The 18,935-nt window shown below is 64.3% G+C and carries 14 protein-coding genes and 1 tRNA gene; 9 read left to right on the top strand and 6 right to left on the bottom strand.

The window, feature by feature from the left end:
• Positions 1 to 25 precede the first annotated feature (25 nt).
• Together EG850_RS11815 and EG850_RS11810 are read left to right on the top strand one after the other, a co-directional pair.
• Positions 26 to 955: a carbamate kinase gene (locus tag EG850_RS11815; RefSeq protein ID WP_124973730.1), complete on the top strand. Its 930-nt coding sequence runs from the start codon at positions 26 to 28 to the stop codon at positions 953 to 955.
• Between the two features lie 62 nt (positions 956 to 1,017).
• Positions 1,018 to 1,737: a GntR family transcriptional regulator gene (locus tag EG850_RS11810; RefSeq protein WP_124973728.1), complete on the top strand. Its 720-nt coding sequence runs from the start codon at positions 1,018 to 1,020 to the stop codon at positions 1,735 to 1,737.
• Here the strand turns inward: EG850_RS11810 and EG850_RS11805 are convergent.
• A complete protein-coding gene (locus EG850_RS11805) occupies positions 1,727 to 2,731 on the bottom strand; it encodes a LacI family DNA-binding transcriptional regulator (protein WP_124973726.1) in 1,005 nt (334 codons plus the stop codon). The two genes, EG850_RS11810 and EG850_RS11805, sit on opposite strands and share 11 nt — an antisense overlap.
• A 133-nt stretch (positions 2,732 to 2,864) precedes the next feature.
• Here EG850_RS11805 and EG850_RS11800 point away from each other — a divergent pair, with 133 nt between their 5' ends.
• From EG850_RS11800 to EG850_RS11770, 7 genes are all read left to right on the top strand, one after another.
• Positions 2,865 to 4,502 (top strand): amidohydrolase, encoded by a 1,638-nt coding sequence (locus EG850_RS11800; protein WP_124973724.1) that lies wholly within the window; start codon positions 2,865 to 2,867, stop codon positions 4,500 to 4,502.
• Positions 4,499 to 5,842: an APC family permease gene (locus EG850_RS11795; protein WP_124973723.1), complete on the top strand. Its 1,344-nt coding sequence runs from the start codon at positions 4,499 to 4,501 to the stop codon at positions 5,840 to 5,842. Before EG850_RS11800 ends, EG850_RS11795 begins: the two co-directional genes overlap by 4 nt.
• Before the next feature lie 114 nt (positions 5,843 to 5,956).
• A complete protein-coding gene (topA, locus tag EG850_RS11790) occupies positions 5,957 to 8,767 on the top strand; it encodes a type I DNA topoisomerase (protein ID WP_124973721.1) in 2,811 nt (936 codons plus the stop codon).
• 7 nt (positions 8,768 to 8,774) lie between these two features.
• Positions 8,775 to 9,404, top strand: a complete 630-nt coding sequence (gene tmk / locus EG850_RS11785; RefSeq protein ID WP_124973719.1) for a dTMP kinase — start codon at positions 8,775 to 8,777, stop codon at positions 9,402 to 9,404.
• Complete coding sequence (locus tag EG850_RS11780; RefSeq protein ID WP_124973717.1) at positions 9,401 to 10,555, top strand: DNA polymerase III subunit delta'; 1,155 nt, start codon at positions 9,401 to 9,403, stop codon at positions 10,553 to 10,555. Before tmk ends, EG850_RS11780 begins: the two co-directional genes overlap by 4 nt.
• A gap of 28 nt (positions 10,556 to 10,583) precedes the next feature.
• A complete protein-coding gene (locus tag EG850_RS11775) occupies positions 10,584 to 12,203 on the top strand; it encodes an alpha/beta hydrolase (RefSeq protein WP_185715055.1) in 1,620 nt (539 codons plus the stop codon).
• Positions 12,204 to 12,274: 71 nt separating this feature from the next.
• A tRNA-Thr gene (locus tag EG850_RS11770) sits at positions 12,275 to 12,347 on the top strand.
• A 770-nt stretch (positions 12,348 to 13,117) separates the two neighbouring features.
• Here the strand turns inward: EG850_RS11770 and EG850_RS11765 are convergent.
• From EG850_RS11765 to EG850_RS11750, 5 genes are all read right to left on the bottom strand, one after another.
• Positions 13,118 to 13,834, bottom strand: coding sequence for a CBS domain-containing protein (locus EG850_RS11765; protein ID WP_185715054.1), 717 nt, complete (start codon positions 13,832 to 13,834; stop codon positions 13,118 to 13,120).
• An 84-nt stretch (positions 13,835 to 13,918) separates the two neighbouring features.
• Positions 13,919 to 14,053, bottom strand: a complete 135-nt coding sequence (locus EG850_RS13680) for a hypothetical protein (protein ID WP_268878163.1) — start codon at positions 14,051 to 14,053, stop codon at positions 13,919 to 13,921.
• 32 nt (positions 14,054 to 14,085) lie between these two features.
• Entirely contained in the window at positions 14,086 to 15,018 is a 933-nt protein-coding gene (locus EG850_RS11760; protein WP_124973711.1) for an SdrD B-like domain-containing protein, read from the bottom strand.
• 3 nt (positions 15,019 to 15,021) lie between these two features.
• Positions 15,022 to 17,850, bottom strand: coding sequence for an SdrD B-like domain-containing protein (locus tag EG850_RS11755; RefSeq protein ID WP_124973709.1), 2,829 nt, complete (start codon positions 17,848 to 17,850; stop codon positions 15,022 to 15,024).
• Positions 17,851 to 17,913: 63 nt separating this feature from the next.
• Positions 17,914 to 18,840: a hypothetical protein gene (locus EG850_RS11750; protein WP_124973707.1), complete on the bottom strand. Its 927-nt coding sequence runs from the start codon at positions 18,838 to 18,840 to the stop codon at positions 17,914 to 17,916.
• Positions 18,841 to 18,935: the final 95 nt, after the last annotated feature.

Raw genomic sequence — 18,935 nt, 5'->3', positions numbered from 1 at the left:
TTGCGCAGTAGAGAGGACCCCCTTCATGCGTTACGTCGTCGCCCTCGGTGGCAATGCCCTCAACCGTCGAGGTGAACCCGCGGCCGCTGACCGCCTGCGGGCGAACGTCAAAGCCACCTGCGAGCAACTCGCCAAACTCACCCAGGAACACGAGGTCGTGCTCACCCACGGCAACGGCCCGCAGGTGGGCCTGCTCGCACTGCAGAACCTCAGCTACCGCGATGTTGCGCCCTACCCGCTCGACATCCTCGGCGCCGAAACCCAGGGCATGATCGGCTACGTCATCCAGCAAGAGCTCGGCAATGCGCTGCGCGGGCAACGCGAAGTGGTGATGATGCTCACGACCACCGTCGTTGATGATGCTGACCCCGCCTTCGAACACCCGACGAAGCTCATTGGCCCGCAGTATTCGGCCCAGGATGCGGCCGAGGCAGCGGCAGAATACCGCTGGACTATCGCTCGCGACGGCGATAAGTTCCGTCGCGTCGTGCCCTCGCCGCAGCCCATTCGCGTCTCGCAGGCGCCGGTGATTCGCACGCTCGTTGATCAGGGCTTGCTCGTCGTCTGCACCGGCGGCGGCGGCGTGCCCGTGCGCGTCGATGACCGCGGCCGCGAAATCGGCGTGCAGGCGGTCGTCGACAAAGACCTCGCGAGCGCGGTACTCGCCCGCGAAATCGAGGCCGATGTGCTCTTCATCCTCACCGACGCCGACTTCGTCGTCGACGGCTGGGGCACCCCCGAGGCGCGCAATATTCTCGCTGCCTCGCCCGAGGCCATTGGCGAACTCGAGTTCGCCGAAGGTTCGATGGGCCCGAAGATCGATGCTGCACTCGGTTTCGCGGCTGGCGGCGGTCGCGTCCTCATCGGTCCCCTCGATCGACTGGATGCGGTGCTCGCCCGAGAAATCGGCACTGAGATCTCGGCCGAGGTCGACGGCATCGTGCTCGCCTCATGACCCTCGTCGCCGACCGATCGCGCCGCAGTTTGGCGCGATCGGTCGGATACGCTGGCTCCACCATGCCCAGTACCGACACGCCTGACGACTCGCTCAGCACGGCTCTCGAGCACTCGCTCGCGAGCGCCGCGCTCGAGCACCGGAGTCTGCGTGAACAGGTCGCCGATGTGATCCGCGAGCGCATTGTTACGGGTGACCTGGCTCCCGGCACGCGGCTCGTTGAGCGCACGCTCGCCGAAAAGCTCGGTGTATCGCGAGTGCCGGTGCGGGATGCGCTGCACCAGCTTCACGGCGAAGGATTCCTCACTCAGGAGTCGCGCAGCGGCATGGTGGTCACCTCAATCGACCGGCGGATGGTCGAGGAGCTCTTCGATGTGCGCGAAGCGCTCGAAGTGCTCGGCGTGCGGCAGGCGGCCGAACGGGCCACGCCCGCGCAGATCCAGCAGCTGCGCGCCGAACTTGAGGGCTCGGCGGCGGCGCTGCGGCGCGGCGACACCGATGCCTTTGATGCGTTCAACCGGCGCTTCCACGACCTCCTCAACGAAATGGCCGACAACGCCACGCTCGCGATGATCATGCAACCGCTCGCTGGTCGCCTGCGCTGGTTACTTGGTCAGAACCAAGACGGGGCTCGGATGCAGGCGGAGCATGCCGAACTCTACGAAGCGATTGCCGCCGGAGACACTGAGCGCGCCACCGCCGCGGCCCGCTCGCATGTGCACTCAAGTCGGGAGCTTGCGTTCGAGGTGCTCTACCCGGATGCAGGCGAGGTTACTCAGTAGCGCCGGTCACGGTCCAGTGCTCAGCCCAGTTCACCTGCGCTGGCCAATCGATGGTGTGCGGTAGCGGCTGACCCGACTCAATGATGTGGAGGAGTACCTGTCCGCAACGCTGGCCGAAGCCAAGCGGAGCTGGATCGGCCGCGGTGATGACCGGTGAGGAGATCTCGGTGAGCGGATCACCCGCGCAGGAGACGAGCCACGGTATCGCGGAGTCGGGCTCGCCGTAGCCGAAGGTGACATGGGCGATACCGGCCAAGCGCTGGCCACCAAACACCAGGCAATCAGGCCGTAACTCCGGCACCACCCGCTCGAGCAATTCGATGAGCTCAGTAGCCGTGCCGCCAACGGGAAAGCTCGACTGCATTGCTTCGACTTCGACCTCACGGCATGCGGCCTGAAACCCGGTGATGATGTCGTGTTGCCAGGCGGTATCAAACTCATCGGGAGCCACAAGCAACGGCCGTTTCGCGCCACTCGCGATCGCCGCCGAGGTCATATTGCGTACGAGTTCGTGGTAGTCGGTCGACACGATTGCGGTCGGCTTGATGGAGTCATCGGGGACACCATCGGCGGCGAGTACCGGGATGCCCGCGGCGAGGAGTTCGAGCGGAGCCTGCAGGCCCTTATTCCAGTCGACCACGACGGCCCCGTCGATGATGCCTGAGCGGCGATCTTGATTCGCCTCGGGCGAAGCGATGAGGAGATCGACACCGGCCTTACCAAGGGAGATGCTCAGTCCGATGGTGAATTCCATATAGAAGCTGAGATCGGCGGTGTGGCGGGGGAGGTAGACGCTCACGAGATCGTGTCGCCCGGTGCGAAGTGCTGCCGCGCTCTGATTGCGGGAGTAGCCGCGCTGGCGCGCGGTCTCGACCACAAGCTCGCGGGTCTCAGGCGAAACCCGGCCCTTGTCATTGAGCGCGTTCGACACCGTACCGACCGAAAGCCCAAGTTCACGGGCGAGGTCGGGAATCGTAACTCGCTTCCGCAACATGTGGCGATCATAGGTCGGTCCTACGACATTGCATGGAAGGGAGATCCTATTGCGACCTTCGCGAGCGATATGCGACCATGATGAAACGTTTCACCAACGCGCAGATTTGCGCCGCTCAACGAGGAGCAACAAAGTGGGAGCAGTACCAACGCTGGTTCGTGCGCAGAGCATCCTGCACGAAGGATTGCAGCGCGCGACCGGCATGATCGTGTCGGCCGGCAAGATCGCCGCCATCGGCGATGCTGAAGAACTCGCCCGCGAGTGGCCCGCGGCGTCGCTCGACGACTATGGCCCGGCCACGATCACACCCGGACTCATTGACGGTCACGCGCATCCGGTGTGGGGCGTCGCCCTCGCCCGTGGCGCCGACTTCAGCGCCTGCAACACGCTGGCTGAGTTCACAGCCGTGCTTGAGGAAGCCGAGGCGCAGCTCAGCGAGGGGGAGTGGCTCATCGGCTACGGCCTCGCGCCGCACGTCTACGCCGGTGCCCCGGTGACGAACGACCCGATCCACGAGCACATCGGCGTCGACCGGCCCGTGTACATCACGCTCTTCGACGCGCACTCAGCACTCGTCTCGCGGGCCACGCTCGTGCTCGCTGAAATCGACTCGCCCGAATCGTTCAGCGACGGCGCCGCGATCGTCGAACGTGAGGATGCGACCAAGGCTGACGGCGTCGATCGGCTCAGCGGTCACCTCCTCGAATTCACCGCGATGGAACGCGTGTTCCCGCATGTGCCACTGCCGCCAGTCACCGAACAGGCCGATGCGCTCGCGGCAGTGCTCGAAGGCATGTCGCGCACCGGCCTCACCGGTGTCTACGTGCCGGATGCGCAGGCACGCGACCTCGTGGCCGTGCTCACCGAACTCGAAGCGCGGGGCGAGCTGCCAGTGCGCCTACGCATTTCGCCCTGGTGCACACCGTTCATGACCCCCGATGAGATCACGCAACTCGCGCAGGAACTTGGCCAGGGCGGCCGCCGCTGGCAGTTCGAGGGCGTCAAACTCTTCATTGACGGCACCATTGACGGCGGCACCGCCTGGCTCGAACAGCCCGACACCCGAGGCGAAGGACTGCGCGGGTTCTGGCACGATCCGGCACAATATGCGCGCAATCTGCAGCAACTCAACGACCTCGGCGTCCCCACCATCACGCATGCCATCGGTGATCGCGGCGTGCGCTTCGTGGCCGAGACACTCGCAGCGCTCCCCGATCGCGGCCTTCAGCACCGCATCGACCATCTCGAGATTGTGGCCGACGAGGTCGTCGACCTCATCGGCGCGAACGAAATTGCCGTGTGCATCCAGCCCTCGCACTGCTCGCTTTTCGTGCATCCCGATGGCAGCGACCTCTGGTCGATTCGCCTCGGCGAACCGCGCAACCAGCAGGGCTGGCGCACCCGGCGCTTCCTGGAATCGGGCGTCGTTGAGGCGCTCGGGTCGGACTGGCCGGTGGCGCACTACGACCCGCGCCAGGTCATCGCCGACGCCCAGTTGCGACACCCGCACGATCGCGACACCCCACCGATCCAGCCTGAGCAGGCGCTCACGGCGGCAGAAGCGCTCCTCGGCTACACCGAACTCGTGCCGCGCTCGGTCGGCCTCCCCGGTGGTGCGCTCGCGGTCGGCGATGACGCCGATTACACCGTGTGGGCCGCCAACCCGCTCGACCTGACGCCCCAGGAAGTTGCGCAGGTTCCCATCCTTGCGACCGCTATCGGCGGCGCACTCGTCTTCACCACCGAACCCGAACTCGAAGGCCGGTCATGACCAACACCACCAACCACGCCGACGGCCCGCAGCTCCAGCGCGTCCTCGGGGTCCCGTCACTCCTCTTCTTTGGCCTCGCCTACATGGTGCCGCTCACGGTCTTCAGCACCTACGGCATCGTCACAAACATCACCGAGGGTCACCTCGCTGGCGCCTACGTCATCACCACCATCGCGATGCTCTTCACCGCGCTGAGCTACGCGAGCATCGTGCGTGCCGTGCCCACCGCGGGTAGCGCCTACGGCTATGCGCGCACCGCCTTCGGCCCCGGCGTCGGCTTCGTGACCGGCTGGGCGCTCATGATCGACTACATGCTGCTGCCGATGGTGAACTACATGCTCCTCGGCCTCTACGTGAACGCACAGTTCCCGGCCATCCCGGCCTGGGTCGTGGTGCTCGCCGCGATCGTGCTCGTCACAACGCTCAATGTGCTCGGCATCTCAGTCGTGAAGAACGCGAACGTCTTCCTCGTGCTCTTCCAGATCCTCTTCCTGGTCATCCTCGTCGCGATGGCCTTCGGCCAATTCGACGGCAGCGTCGGGTTGCTCGAACCGTTCTGGTCGGCGAACGCGAACCTGGGCTTGTTGGCCGCAGGCGCCTCCATCCTCGCCCTCTCGTTCCTCGGCTTCGACGCCGTTTCGGCCATGGCCGAAGAAGCAAAGGACCCGCGCCGCACGGTGCCGCGAGCGGTGCTTCTGACCGTGCTCGTCGGCGGGCTGCTCTTCATCCTCATCACCTGGATCGGCCAGCAGGTGTGGCCCGACTACTCAACCTTTGAGAGCTTCGACACCGCTTCACTCGAACTCATCGGCAAGATCGGTGGCGCCTTACTCACAGCGCTCTTCCTGCCCGCCTACCTCGTCGGCGCGACGGCGAGTGCCCTCACCTCGCAGGCGAGCACAGCGCGCGTGCTCTACGCCATGGGCCGCGACAATGTGCTGCCACGCTCGTTCTTCGGCAAGCTCAGCGCCCGCTTCAACACGCCCGTCAACGCGGTGCTCGTGATCGCGGCGGTCGCACTGCTCGCCCTCGTGCTGCCGCTCGACATCGTCATCTCAGTGATCTCATTCGGCGCGCTCGCGGCGTTCTCGATGGTGAACCTCACGGTGATCAAACACTTCCTCATCGACGAGCGTCGCCGCGGAGCAAAGGCGATCTTCCTCTACGGAGTTTTGCCCACTATCGGCTTCGCCCTCACCATCTGGCTGTGGCTCTCACTCAGCCCGGATGCGCTCATCGTCGGCGCCATTTGGGTTGCGATCGGTATCGTCTATCTCGCGTTCCTCACGCGAGGATTCCGCAAGATGCCGAAGGGGATCGAAGTCGACCTCGACGCCTAACACCTGTTCACTTCGAGGCACGCCTTCCTGGGTTCCTGGTATACGGTGACGGAACGCACCCAACCAGGCGTGCCTCGTAGGCACGTCCGCACATCCGATTGAGGAACCAACCAGTTGACTGGCAACAAGCTTGTGATCGTCGAGTCACCGACCAAGGTGAAGAGCATCTCGCAGTACCTCGGAGACGAGTACGTCGTGATGGCCTCGGTGGGACACATCCGCGACCTCATCGAGCCGAAAAACCTGCCCGCTGAACAGAAAACCGGTTCGCTCGGCAAGTTCTCGGTCGACGTCGAAAACGGCTTCGCTCCTTACTATGTCGTCGCCGACGCGAAGAAGAAGACGGTCACCGACCTCAAGCGGGCGCTCAAGGATGCGAACGAACTCATCCTCGCCACCGATGAAGACCGCGAGGGTGAGGCAATCGCTTGGCACCTGCTCGAGGTGCTCAAGCCCAAGGTGCCGGTGAAGCGCATGGTGTTTCACGAGATCACCCGCGAAGCCATCGAGGCCGCCAAAGACCAGACGCGCGATATCGACGACCACCTCGTCGACGCGCAGGAGACCCGACGCATCCTCGACCGCCTGTACGGCTACGAGATCTCGCCGGTGCTCTGGCGCAAGGTCGGCCCCGGGCTTTCGGCCGGCCGCGTGCAGTCAGCGGCGACCCGCCTTATCGTCGACCGGGAACGCGAGCGTCTCGCTTTCGTCGCCGCCTCGTACTGGGGCGTCGAAGCGCAGTTCGCCGGTAACGGCCAGAGCTTCGGCGTGCGCCTGACCCGTCTCGACGGCAATCGCGTGGCCACCGGTCGCGATTTCAATGACCACGGTGAACTCACCGGTGACGCCACGATTCTCGGCGAAGCGGCGGCGACGACGCTGGCGGATGCGCTCACGGCCGGCACCGTTGACGTCACCGTGCGCTCGGTGGAATCAAAGCCCTACACGCGTCGCCCGGCAGCGCCGTTCACCACCTCGACGCTCCAGCAGGAAGCTTCGCGCAAGCTGCACTTCTCGGCGCGACAGACGATGTCGGTGGCCCAATCGCTCTACGAAAACGGTCACATCACCTATATGCGTACCGATTCGCCGAACCTCTCGCAGCAGGCCATTGCCGCCGCGCGTAGCCAAGCGACCGAGCTCTACGGTGCTGACTCCATCCCCGCGCAGCCGCGCTACTACGGCTCCAAGTCGAAGAACGCGCAGGAAGCCCACGAAGCCATCCGCCCCGCCGGTTCGCAGTTCGTGCGCCCGCGCGATCTCGCCGGGGTGAGCGAGCAGGAACGCAAGCTCTACGACCTCATCTGGAAGCGCACCGTCGCCTCGCAGATGGCCGATGCGAAGGGCCAGACCGCGACGGTCACGCTCGTGGGTGCACCGGTCGACTTGCCGGATGCATCCGGCACCATGGCCCCGGCCGTGAGCGAATACCAGGCCTCGGGTACCGTCATCACCTTCCGCGGCTTCCTTGCCGCCTATGAAGAGGGTCGTGACGAGTCGCGCAACGCTGGCGACGACCCGAAGGACGCGAAGCTGCCGCCGCTCAAGGAAGGCGAGCAGGTCGCAGTCGAAGGCGCGGAAGCGAAGCCGCACGAGACCACGCCGCCGCCGCGTTACACCGAGGCGAGCTTGGTGAAAGTGCTTGACGAACTCGGCATCGGCCGCCCCTCGACCTACGCATCGATCATTGCGACGATCCAAGACCGCGGCTATGTCACCCATCGCGGCACCGCGCTCGTGCCGAGCTGGACCGCCTTCTCGGTGGTGCGCCTGCTCGAAGAGCATTTCGGCGAACTGGTTGAGTACAACTTCACCGCGCAGATGGAGGCCGACCTCGATAACATCGCCGCCGGTGACGAGGATCGCACCGCCTGGCTTGGCCGCTTCTATTTCGGGAGCGACGAGCATCCTGGTTTGCGCAATGTCATCGACAATCTCGGTGAGATCGACGCGCGCGCCCTCAACTCGACGCCGCTGAGCGAGACCGCGACCCTGCGCATCGGCCGCTACGGTCCCTATATCGAGATCACCGAACCGGATGCGGCTGACGACGCGACGCCGCGGCGCATCAACGTTCCCGAGGGGCTTGCGCCCGACGAACTCACGCCCGAGAAGGTGCAGGAGCTCGTGGATGCGCCGATCGCCGGTGACCGAGTGCTCGGCGTCGACCCGGAATCGGGCCACGACATTGTCGTGAAGGATGGCCGGTTCGGACCGTACGTCTCGGAAGTCTTGCCCGAGCCGGAAGCCTCGGCCGAGGGTGCGCCGAAGCGTCGCAAGACCGCCGCACCGAAGCCGCGCACCGCATCCCTGTTTAAGTCGATGTCGCCCGATACCGTGACGTTCGAGCAGGCGTTGGCGCTCCTGACGCTGCCGCGCGTCGTGGGTGTTGACGAGGAATCGGGCACTGAGATCACCGCGCAGAACGGTCGCTACGGCGCCTACCTCAAGAAGGGCACCGACACGCGTTCGCTGCCGAGCGAAGAGGCGATCTTCGACATCGATCTCGCGGGCGCGCAGGAACTTTTTGCGCAGCCGAAGTACGCGAACCGCCAGTCGAAGACGGTCATCCTCGACTTCGCTCAGCCCGACCCGGTTTCGGGCAAGGTCGTCAAGGTGAAGGACGGCCGCTTCGGGCCCTATGTCACCGACGGCGAAACGAATGTGACCGTGCCGCGCGGGGCTGACCCGTCGACGCTCACCTTCGCGCAGGCGGTCGAGATGATTGCCGAGAAGCGGGCGAAGGGTCCCGCGAAAAAGCGGACGACGGCCGCGAAAAAGCCTGCGGCGAAAAAGCCCGCGGCCAAGAAGCCGGCGGCGAAAAAGCCCGCTGCGAGCAAGACCAGCACAGCGAAACCCGCGACCACCCGTCGCGCTGCCGCCAAGCCGGCTGCTGAATCGACGCCCACCACCGACTCGGAGTAATCGCAAGATGACGGGCCTGTTCATCGTGTTTGAGGGCGGCGATGGTGTCGGCAAGTCAACGCATGCGCGTCGACTCGCTGAGCACCTCACCGCGCTCGGCGAGACCGTCGTGCACACCCGCGAACCCGGTGGCACCGACCTCGGGCTCGAGGTGCGGCAGATCGTGTTGCACCATCGCGGTCACGTGGATCCGCGCGCCGAGGCGCTGCTTTACGCAGCCGATCGGGCGCACCACAGCGCGACCGTCGTGCGCCCGGCGCTTGCCCGCGGTGAAGTCGTGTTGCAGGACCGCTATATCGACTCATCCGTCGCCTATCAGGGCTCGGGTCGTGACCTTGGAGCGAGCGAGATTCGCGAGCTCTCGGAGTGGGCCACCGGTGGGCTGCAACCTGATCTCGTGCTCTTGCTCGATGTGGATCCCGCCGAAGCTCGGGCACGCATGACCTCCGAGCGCGGCGAGCTTGATCGGCTCGAATCGGAAGCGCGTGATTTCCACGATCGCGTGCGCGCGCAATTCCTGGAGCAGGCGGCAGCGCATCCCGATCGCTATCTCGTGCTCGACGCGACCCGCGAACACGAGGTCGTCGCCGCCGAGATCAAGGCGCGGGTGGATGCGCTGCTCGGCGAGCGCGCATGAGCGTTTGGGATGAGGTCTCCGGCCAACCGCGCGCGGTGGCCACCTTCCAGCGTGCGGTCGCCGCATCCCGCCCCGGCGTCGAAGACCGCCAGGGGTTCACGAACTCTTGGCTCATCACCGGACCTCCCGGCTCCGGCCGCTCCACCTGCGCCTACGCCTTTGCGGCCGCCCTCCTCTGCCCCGAGGGCGGATGCGGCACCTGCCGCAGTTGCACGCAGGTCGCAGCCCGTACGCATCCTGATCTCACGGCCGTCGTCACCGAGACCGTGCAGCTCGATATTGGTACCGCACGCGAACTCGTCGAGCGCGCCTCGCTCGCGCCGTCGAGCGGCAACTATCGCATCATCGTTGTTGAGGATGCGGACCGCATGGTCGCGCGCACCTCAAACACCCTGCTCAAAGCGATCGAAGAGCCGGCGTTGAGCACCGTTTGGGTGCTCTGCGCGCCGAGCGAGGCCGATCTCTTGCCGACGATCCGGTCGCGCGTGCGCACCGTGGCCCTCGGCACGCCGGCGCCCGATGAGGTGGCGCGGCTCCTCGTGCGTCGCCATGGCATTGATGAGGCGACCGCGCTGCGTGCCGCTGAAGAAGCGCAGAGCCACGTTGGCATGGCCGCGCGGCTCGTCACTTCGCCCGAATCATGGGCCCGTCGCGACCGCGCGCTCGACGGCATCCTCGGGATGCGCACCACCGGCCAAGCCGTGCGCAAAGCCGCCGAGTGGGTCGCCATTGCCGAGGAAGATGGCAAGGCTGCGGCGGCCGATCGCGACGAAACCGAGCGCGCGGAGATGTTCCGCACCCTCGGCCTCGAGCCTGGCCAGGCGGTGCCGCGCCAGCTGCGCGGCATGTTCAAAGAACTCGAAGACCACCAGAAGAAGCGCGCACGCCGGGCGACGCTCGACGGTGTTGACCGCATCCTCACCGATGCCCAATCGCTGTGGCGCGATGTCCTCATGCTCGAGTTGCAGGCTCCCGTACGACTTGTGAATGAGACTCGCCGAGCTGAGATCGAGCGAGCTGCTGGCGCGGGAGATCCTCAACGCGCGCTCGATAGCATTGGCGCCATCACCACGACCCGGCAGCGATTGGCGGCAAATGTGCCGCCAGCGCTGGCACTGGAAGAACTACTCATCGGGTTCGTGGCGGGCTGATCCCGGCCCACAGTCGAATGGAGGGACCATGACCGACGACATCCGTAGCCGGCGGCTGCGACCACTGGCCACGCTTGCCGCGGGCCTGGCGACTGTGATGGCCCTTTCGGGCTGCACGCTCATCCAAGAGATTCAGGAGCTGGGCGGCACCACGCCGATGCCCGGTGAAGGGCTCGAGGTCGTGCCCGAAGACCTCGATGCCACGCTGTCGTCGTACTACGAGCAAGAGTTCGAGTGGGAGCCGTGTGACACCTCGGTGGGTGCACCGAGTGATGCTGAGTGCGCCACTGTGCTCGCTCCGATGGACTGGTCAGCGCCCGATGCCTACGACGACATTCAACTTGCGCTCATTCGCCTGCCTGCGACGGGCACCTCGCAGGGGTCGATGTTCACGAACCCCGGTGGCCCCGGCGGTAGTGGGCTCTCGTTCATTGCCGGCTCTGGCACCTCGTTCTTCTCGAAGGACCTCCGCGAGAAGTTCGACATCGTCTCGTGGGATCCGCGCGGTGTCGGCGCCTCGAGCGCCGTTGACTGTGTTGACGATGCGGGCATGGATGAATACCTCTACGGAGTGCCTGAGAACGCGGCGTCGATGACGCCGGAGGAACTCGTCGCCTTCGAGATTGAGAAGACGCGCAAGTTCACGGCCGGTTGCCTCGAAAACACCGGCGATCTGCTCGCCTTCGTCGACACCCAGTCGACGGTGCGCGACCTCGACCTGTTGCGCGCGCTCGTCGGTGACCGCACGCTCACCTACTTTGGTCTCTCGTACGGCACCGATATTGGCGCGCAGTACATCGACAAGTTCCCCGACCGCGTGGGCCGCGTCGTGCTTGATGGCGCGACCGACCCGACCGTGCCGGCGTTCGATGTGATCATCGACCAGCAGGAGAAGTTCGGCGACGCGACTCGTAACTACCTTGCCGATTGCTTCACCGCTGCCGAGTGCCCGTTCGCCGGACCCACGGTCGACGATGCGATCGGCCAGATTCGCGCCACAATGGATGAGGTCGACAGCACCCTGCCGAAGGGCCCGGACGGCCGCACCTTCACCTCGAGCGTCATGCTGACGGCGATCAACATGACCATGTACGACTCGTCGAGCTGGCAGTATCTCTCGCAGGCGTTCTCGGCCTGGTACACCGCGGCTGACTCGTCGGTGTTCTTCTTCCTCGCTGATCTGTACAACGACCGCGACCAGAGCGGGCACTACGCCTCGAACATGATGGAAGCGTTCCAAGCGATCAACTGTCTCGACTATCCGCTCGTCACTGACAAGGATGCGATCCGCAGCTTCTACGAGCGTCTCGCCGAGGTGTCGATTTTCTTCTCGCTTGAAGACATGACCGAGGCGGAGATGGCCATCGGTGATCTCACCTGCGAGAACTGGCCCGTGCGCTCGAAGGTCACTGAGCAGCAGGCAGTGACCGGAGCGGGTGCTGCGCCGGTGCTCGTCGTGGCGACGTCGAACGACCCGGCGACGCCGCTGAAGTGGGCTGAGGCCGTGGCGCAGCAGCTCGAGTCTGCGACGCTGCTCGTTGTCGAGGGCGATGGTCACATTGCCTATGGCCGCTCGACCTGTGGCGACCAGGTGATCGACGAGTACTTCATTAACGGCAAGGTGCCGGCTGATCCGACGCATTGTTAGTGCCTATTGGGATTGGCGGCTGAGTGCCGTGATGCGCTACGATGGAGCGTCGCGTGCCAAGGCGCGCGCACGCCGCCTTAGCTCAGACGGCAGAGCGATTCACTCGTAATGAATAGGTCGCGGGTTCGATTCCCGCAGGCGGCTCACTCAGAAGGCCCCTCTCAGTGAGGGGCCTTCGGTGTTTCCACCGTAGCCCCTTATCGCGCCACCTCAGCCGACGCATCGAAGCCCGTCCCGCGATTTGCATTCCAGGGGGTCATCCCGCTGGGGAAGCGGGATGAGGGCCCAGGATGCAAATCGCGGGCCGCTCACGCCCCAACCACAAGCGGGTGGTGACCGGATGCATCCGGTTCGAAATCAGAATGGACGACGAGGTTCGTAGCGGTGTGAGCCAATAGTAAGTGTTGCTTCAGCGGTGTCCCGGTGATAGGGATCGACTGAAATCGTGATCGTGCCCGCCGTGACTCCTTCGTTGATGACGGTCGAGTAGAGAGGCTCGCACAAATGGGCATATCGGGGTTCTATCCACCCAACGACGCCACGTTCGTGCCTAGCGATAATGCGTGGCTGGCCAATGAACTTCCCAGATGGCATTGCACCAACTTCAATACGCACCCACTCGACCTTGCGCCGCTTGTCGTCGGGTACGAGTCGGACGCGATCGGGATGTTCGAGTGGATAGAGATGAGCCTCGACGGACTCACCGGTCCACACTCTCACGCCCTTCCAGAAGCTTTCGCGCGCCTTTGCCGCACGTCGCTCTCGCAATCTCTCTAGCCAACCCATGACTCGAGCCTATCGATGCTGGCCTTCGCTTGGCGCAATCAAGCCCTAGATTCAGAGGGAAGGAGGAGCGGGATGAAACGAAAGTTCACTGCTCGGAACGAGCTTCGCGTCAGGTCGCCTTGGCCAAACTAATCGAGTGGCGGACTCGACTGGGATGCTTTCTCTACTTTCAAGGCCAATTCAACGATTCTTGGCAGTTCCTCAAGCGTCCGTTCATGAATACGTTCGAGCTTGCGGAAATGCATGACGTGATTTCGGAGTGCCACAGCCCGATCGAGACTCTCTTTAAAGGTAGATCGGTCATACGACGTGTCTGTTTTCGCCCAAACGCTGGAGTCCATCAGGATGGAAGCGACTTCACCGAGGGTGAAGTCCTCGTGAGGGCCATCGTGTGGTCGGGGCGAGTTGGGGATGGCCCTTTGGATGTCTGCTCTTGAGATTCTGTCAGAGCTCTTGAGATTCGAGATCGTCCTTCGAAGTGACTCTTCCAGCCTCTCGAATAGAACTACTGGACCGCCGATGCGAACGAGCACTTCCCCAAGGTCCGCGCTGGTGACAATTCCCGACAAATTGTTCTTGCTATCAACGACAAGCACGTAGCCACTATCGCCGACAATGGGAATGGCATCCAGAAGGTCAGCCTCAAGGCCCAGGGTTGGTGCATCTCTATCTATGCAGTCAGCCAAGGTTGCGTCAGGTTTTTCAAGAATGCTCCGACCAATCGTCTCCCAGCTCACTACTCCAACTGGTCGGCTTCCCTTTCCTCGAACTACGGGAAGCTGCGAGAAATTATTCAGCTCCATAAGGGTGCGCGCCCTGGCCAAATCTTCGGATTCTTTCACCATGATTACTGGCTCAACCGTCGCGCTCGGGATTAAGGCGAGTGTCAGGGGCTCTCCCGGCTGTCGCGTTCTCATCACAAGGTCAGACTAACCGTGTTCCCGAATCTGAAAGGCTTCGGTCTCCTCCCTGCGGGCGATACCGAATGGATGCGCGAGCATGAGTTGCTCGTCCGAAACGGAATGGAAGTTGCCATAACCAAAGCGGGTGGTGACCGGATGCATCCGGTCACCACCCGCTTGTGGTTGGGGGAGGGCTACTCCTGGCCGACTCGGCGGCGGAGCAGGAGCACCGAACCTCCAAGGAGGGTTAGCGCGGCCGCTGCGAGCGGCCACAACGGTGAGTCACCACCGGTGTTCGGCAGGCCGCCACCGGGCTGGGTGCTCGTCGGCGGCACCGGTGTGGGCGTCGTGGTCGGCGTCGGCGGCACCGGGGTGACACCCTGGTCGATCGTCATGTTCGACTCACCACCCGCGAGGGTGATCTCAGCCGTAACGCCGGTCATGGCGTCACCATCTGAGTCGATCGCGCGGTCGCTACCAGCACCCTGGATGGTGAACTTCATGCCCGCGGGGATCGAGCCCGGGTCGAAGGTCACCTGGTAGGTGCCGGGCACGAGGTTGTCGAATAGGTAGAGCCCATTCGCATCAGTCACGGTTTCGGCGGTCACCGCGTTGCCGTGCACATCGGTGCCCGAGAGTGAGACCTTGAAGCCGGAGATCGGAGCTTCGCCAGCATCCTGCAGACCGTTGCCATTGGCGTCGTTCCAGACGTGGTCACCTAGCTGCGCGAGCAAGTAGACGACACCCTGGTCGATGGTCTTGTTGTGCTCGCCACCCGCGAGGGTGATCTCGGCGGTGACACCGGTGGTGACGTCACCGTCGGAGTCGACGGCACGGTCGTCGCCGGCACCCTGCTGCGTGAAGGCCATGCCTGCCGGGATCGACGCGGGGTCGAAGGTCACCGTGTAGGTGCCCGGGAGCAGGTTGTCGAACAGGTAGAGGCCATTCGCGTCAGTCACGGTTTCGGCGGTGACCGGGTTGCCGTAGACGTCGGTGCCCGAGAGCGTCACCTTGAAGCCCTCAATGGGCTTGTCAGTGGCGTCCTGGAGGCCGTCACGGTTGACGTCCTCCCACACGTAGTCACCGATAGAGCCGAGTTGGTAGACGGGGCCCTGGTCGATGGTCATGTTCTACTCACCGGCCGCGAGGGTGATCTCAGCAGCAACACCGGTGGTCGGGTCGCCGTTCGAGTCAAGCGCCGGGTCGTCGCCAGCCCCCTGCTGGGTGAACTCCATGCCGGTCGGGATCGACGCTGGGTCGAAGGTCACCGTGTAGGTGCCCGGGAGCAGCTCGGTGAACTCGTAGTACCCGTCGGCATTCGTCGTGGTTTCGGCGGTCACCGGGTTACCGAATAGGTCGGTACCCGAGAGTGTCACTTTGAAGCCCTCGATCGGGGTTTCATCGTCGCCCTGGATGCCATCGCGGTTGACGTCCTCCCACACGTAGTCACCGATCATGCCGCGCGGGATGAACACACCCGGGTCGACGTCGAGGTTTGCCGTGCCCTGGGGGAGCGCAACTTCTCCGGTGATTCCGGTGGCGGGGTCGCCATCCGAGTCCTTCGTCGGGTTCGAGCCGTCGCCCTGGATGGTGAATGACCAGCCAGGCTGGAGCCCGTCGGCGAACGACACGGTGTAGGTGCCGGCGCGCAGGCCCTCGAAGAGGTAGTGCCCGCCAGCGTCGGTGTTCATGGTCTTCGTGACGGCGTTGCCGAGATCATCTGTGCCCGTGAGGGTTACCGGGAAGTTCGGCAGCGGCACCTCGTCGTCGTCCTGCAGGCCGTTCTCATTGGCGTCAAACCAGACATAGTCGCCGAGCGAGGAGCTCACGACGATTTCCGTCGCGGGCACCGGACCGACATTGAAGGTGAGACCGTCGGCGCGGCCTTCGATGACGTTGGTGTAGGAGTCACCGGCGGTGTTGCCCTCACCGAACATCGAAATCTTCGCCTGGATGGCGTCGCCTGAGACGAAGTCGCCGGCCCACTGGAAGCGAAGTGCCGTGACGTCGCTCGCGACGGCCGGGCAGTCGCCAGTGCCGATCACGAGGTTGCCGCCGGCAGGTGCGTCACACCAGGCGATGCCGCTGGCCGAGTTCGTGGCATCGTTCGGGTTTGACGAGACCGTAGCGGCGCTCGTGTAGAGCACCGTCGTCTCGGCGGCACCGACGGTGACGTCGACCTTGTCGAAGGTCATGGTGCCGTCAAATGCCGAGCCGTGGATGCCTGGCTTGACCGGCAGTACGTCGATCACATCGGGATTCGAGATCGACTCCGGCGCATCCATGTTGACGAAGTCGAACTGCCAGACATTGGCCTCGAGCGTGCCGTTGCCTTCGGGGTTGACCTGCACCACCGGAGTGAGCGGCTGCTTGTCGAGCTTCACACCGGCGATCTGCGTCACCTGAATCTGCGCGGTACCGGTACGAGCCGCGAGCGGCGTCGGGTCGGTCGGGTCGGTCTGTGCGGCGACCGTGTTCGTGTAGGTGCCGGGCAGCGCGACTGCCGAGACGTGCGTTTTGATCAGGAGGTCGGGGATTGCGGAGTTCGGTGCATACTCACCGATGTTGAACCGCAGGTACGTGCCCGCATCACACTTGAGCTCCGCATCAGCGGGGGCTGGTGCCGGTTGCGCCAGGATTGGCGAGACCGAGGCGCTCTCGAAGATGACGCCAGGTGGCAAACATTCTTCGATGAAGACCGGCTGGGCCAAGACGCCGGTTGCCGTCGCTGCCGACGAAAGCACGGGCCGGATGCGCCAGGTCACGCTGTCGCCTGCGGTCGCGCCCTTGAGTGCGGTGTAGTCGCTGCCCTCAACTGAGACCTGCTTCGACACTCGCACATAGGCTGGCGTGAAGATCAGTCGATCGCCCTGTGCGCCGGTGTGTGCATCCGGGTTGTAGGTCGAGCCGGTGTTCGGCAGCTTGAGCATGTCTTCGAGTGACAGCTCGTTGCCCCAGTTGAACACGTTGGTCGCCCAGTTCGGCAGGATGGTGCCCTCGGCCTGACCGGGGACGGCGCGCAGTGCCACCGAGAAGAAGTGGTAGGTGTACGACGAGGCCGATGGGAGCGGCTGCTCCATGGTCGTGTGGATGCGCACGTGGTGCACCGCCGAGTAGATGCCCTGCGCGGCAAGCTCGTGGTCGTTACCCGGCACTGCCGCCGGGTCGTCGTACCAGGTGCCGGTCGAACAGGTCGAACCTTCTCCCGCGCCCGGCGCGGTTGCGTCACCCGAGTATTGAACCGTGTAGGTCGGGGCGTCGGTGAAGCGGTAACCACTCAGCCAGACTGCGGCACCGTTTGACGGCAGTCGCTGGGCCTGAGTCTGGGTGTTCGCAGGATAGTCGCCAGCGTGCAATTGCAGCTTGGTGTTGTCCCAGGCATCACAGACCAGGGCCGTGCCCGGCGTTGAGTTGGCGAGCGTGGGGCCAACGAGCTCGAGCATCGAGATGACGGTCTGGCCGCCACCGACCGGGATATTGCCTGATCGCTGTGTCGTGGCACCGGGCAGGCCCTCGTAGAGCGAGGCGTCGGTGGGCACGAAGGTCGCGCGCGGCGTGTTATTGGGCTCGCCGGGTAGACCTACGAACGTCTTGTTGAATGAACCCGGTCGCGAGATGCTCGGCGTCGTGTTGATGTAGTTGTTGCGGTCGTCGATGTCGGGTGCCTGCTGAGTGCCGTCAAGGCCGGTGGCCTGGAAATCGGTATAGACATTGTGTTGCTTCAGCGTCGACACACCACTCGTGGTGGTGCCGAGGTCACGGATGGCCGCAACTGGAATCTCAATGGTCACCCAGGCCGACACCGCGTAGGCAGTGCCGTCAGGAATCGCCGTGTTGTCCGGGCGGTAGGCGTGTGTCGGCGCCGTGTAGAGCGACCAGTCAGCACCCGAGATAGTGATGTTCGCCGGGGTGCCAGGGCCGCCGGGCTGCTCACACGAGATCGAGCCGCTGTCGCGCACATTCCGGGTCGGATCACCGGCGAGGTTGCCGGGTGCCAGGTACGGCGAATTCGGTACGGTGCACTAGGCAAGGCGCGGGGCATACTTGTTGATGGCGTCACTACCAGCGGCAATCCAATTCGGGTTGTTCACCACATCGGCGCCGTACATCGACTCCGCGGTGAGGTTGTCGACAAAGGTCACGTCACCGACAAGCGGGGTGTTGCCCTTGCCGCCGTTTTGGCCGCCGATGAGCACCGAGTAGTCACGGCGGTGGCACGTCTGGGTGCGGTCAAAGTTGCAGGCGAGGAAGTTGCCGTAGGTGTACCCATTGCCGTAGTTCAGCATGATGCCGTTCTTGTTGAGGTCCCACTGCGGGGCCGCCGACACGATCATCGGCGTCTGGTGGGTCGCCTCAACGGGCGTAACAACGAAGTCACTCTTGATCGTCGCAGTTGCCGGGGCGAGGGTCGTGCCATTCGGCACTTCCGAGCGCTGCCAGGCAAGAATGTCGAGGTACTGCGTCGAGCTATTCGGCATGTTGTCGATGTGGCACTCGAGCGTCTGCTGCGGCAACGTCTCCCATGACGTCGTCGTGATCGGCACGGGTGGCGCGGGCATCGTCGCCGGGGTGGGAACTGCATCCACGCCATCTGCGTCGTTACACCAGGCGGGGATGTCACGGAATTCTTGACCCACCGGCAACGTCAGTGTGACCACCGGGTTTTCGGCGGTGCCGCCGTTTGCCACGGCCTCAACGCGATAGGTCGCGTAGTCATTGGTGCGGATGACATTGTCATCCGGGCCGGAGTCCTTGCCATCAATGGTTCCAGCCGGGACGCTGTCGAAGGCGGGGGTGCCCGTCTTCGCCGTCAGCAGGATGTCCAGCGTCTCGTTTTCCGCGAAGGCTGCGGTGCCGCCGCTGAAGAGCAGCGCGCCGGTGAGCAGACTCACCAGTGATGCGCGAGCGAAGCGTGAGCGCCGGAAAGCGGGTGCGGCAGGTTCAGACATGGTGGTTCCTCTCCGACGCGAGGCGCGGCAGGGGCCAAAATAGATCGTCCAAAACCGGCTCTTCGCAGTTGAGGGTGTAGTCGAGGGTCGGCGGC

It is taken from the genome of Gulosibacter macacae, assembly GCF_003865375.1.
Classification (GTDB): domain Bacteria; phylum Actinomycetota; class Actinomycetes; order Actinomycetales; family Microbacteriaceae; genus Gulosibacter; species Gulosibacter macacae.
The sequence above is the reverse complement of the archived record's forward strand: the minus strand, read 5'-3'. Positions and strand labels throughout refer to the sequence as shown.

What these genes read in the sequence shown, in the direction of transcription:
- EG850_RS11760 (WP_124973711.1), bottom strand. Translation starts at nt 15,018, where the DNA reads ATGACCATCGACCAGGGCCCCGTCTACCAACTCGGCTCTATCGGTGAC.
- EG850_RS11795 (WP_124973723.1), top strand. Translation starts at nt 4,499, where the DNA reads ATGACCAACACCACCAACCACGCCGACGGCCCGCAGCTCCAGCGCGTC.
- EG850_RS11815 (WP_124973730.1), top strand. Translation starts at nt 26, where the DNA reads ATGCGTTACGTCGTCGCCCTCGGTGGCAATGCCCTCAACCGTCGAGGT.
- EG850_RS11805 (WP_124973726.1), bottom strand. Translation starts at nt 2,731, where the DNA reads ATGTTGCGGAAGCGAGTTACGATTCCCGACCTCGCCCGTGAACTTGGG.
- EG850_RS11810 (WP_124973728.1), top strand. Translation starts at nt 1,018, where the DNA reads ATGCCCAGTACCGACACGCCTGACGACTCGCTCAGCACGGCTCTCGAG.
- EG850_RS11765 (WP_185715054.1), bottom strand. Translation starts at nt 13,834, where the DNA reads ATGGTGAAAGAATCCGAAGATTTGGCCAGGGCGCGCACCCTTATGGAG.
- EG850_RS11750 (WP_124973707.1), bottom strand. Translation starts at nt 18,840, where the DNA reads ATGTCTGAACCTGCCGCACCCGCTTTCCGGCGCTCACGCTTCGCTCGC.
- EG850_RS11775 (WP_185715055.1), top strand. Translation starts at nt 10,584, where the DNA reads ATGACCGACGACATCCGTAGCCGGCGGCTGCGACCACTGGCCACGCTT.
- EG850_RS13680 (WP_268878163.1), bottom strand. Translation starts at nt 14,053, where the DNA reads ATGCATCCGGTCACCACCCGCTTTGGTTATGGCAACTTCCATTCCGTT.
- EG850_RS11780 (WP_124973717.1), top strand. Translation starts at nt 9,401, where the DNA reads ATGAGCGTTTGGGATGAGGTCTCCGGCCAACCGCGCGCGGTGGCCACC.
- tmk (WP_124973719.1), top strand. Translation starts at nt 8,775, where the DNA reads ATGACGGGCCTGTTCATCGTGTTTGAGGGCGGCGATGGTGTCGGCAAG.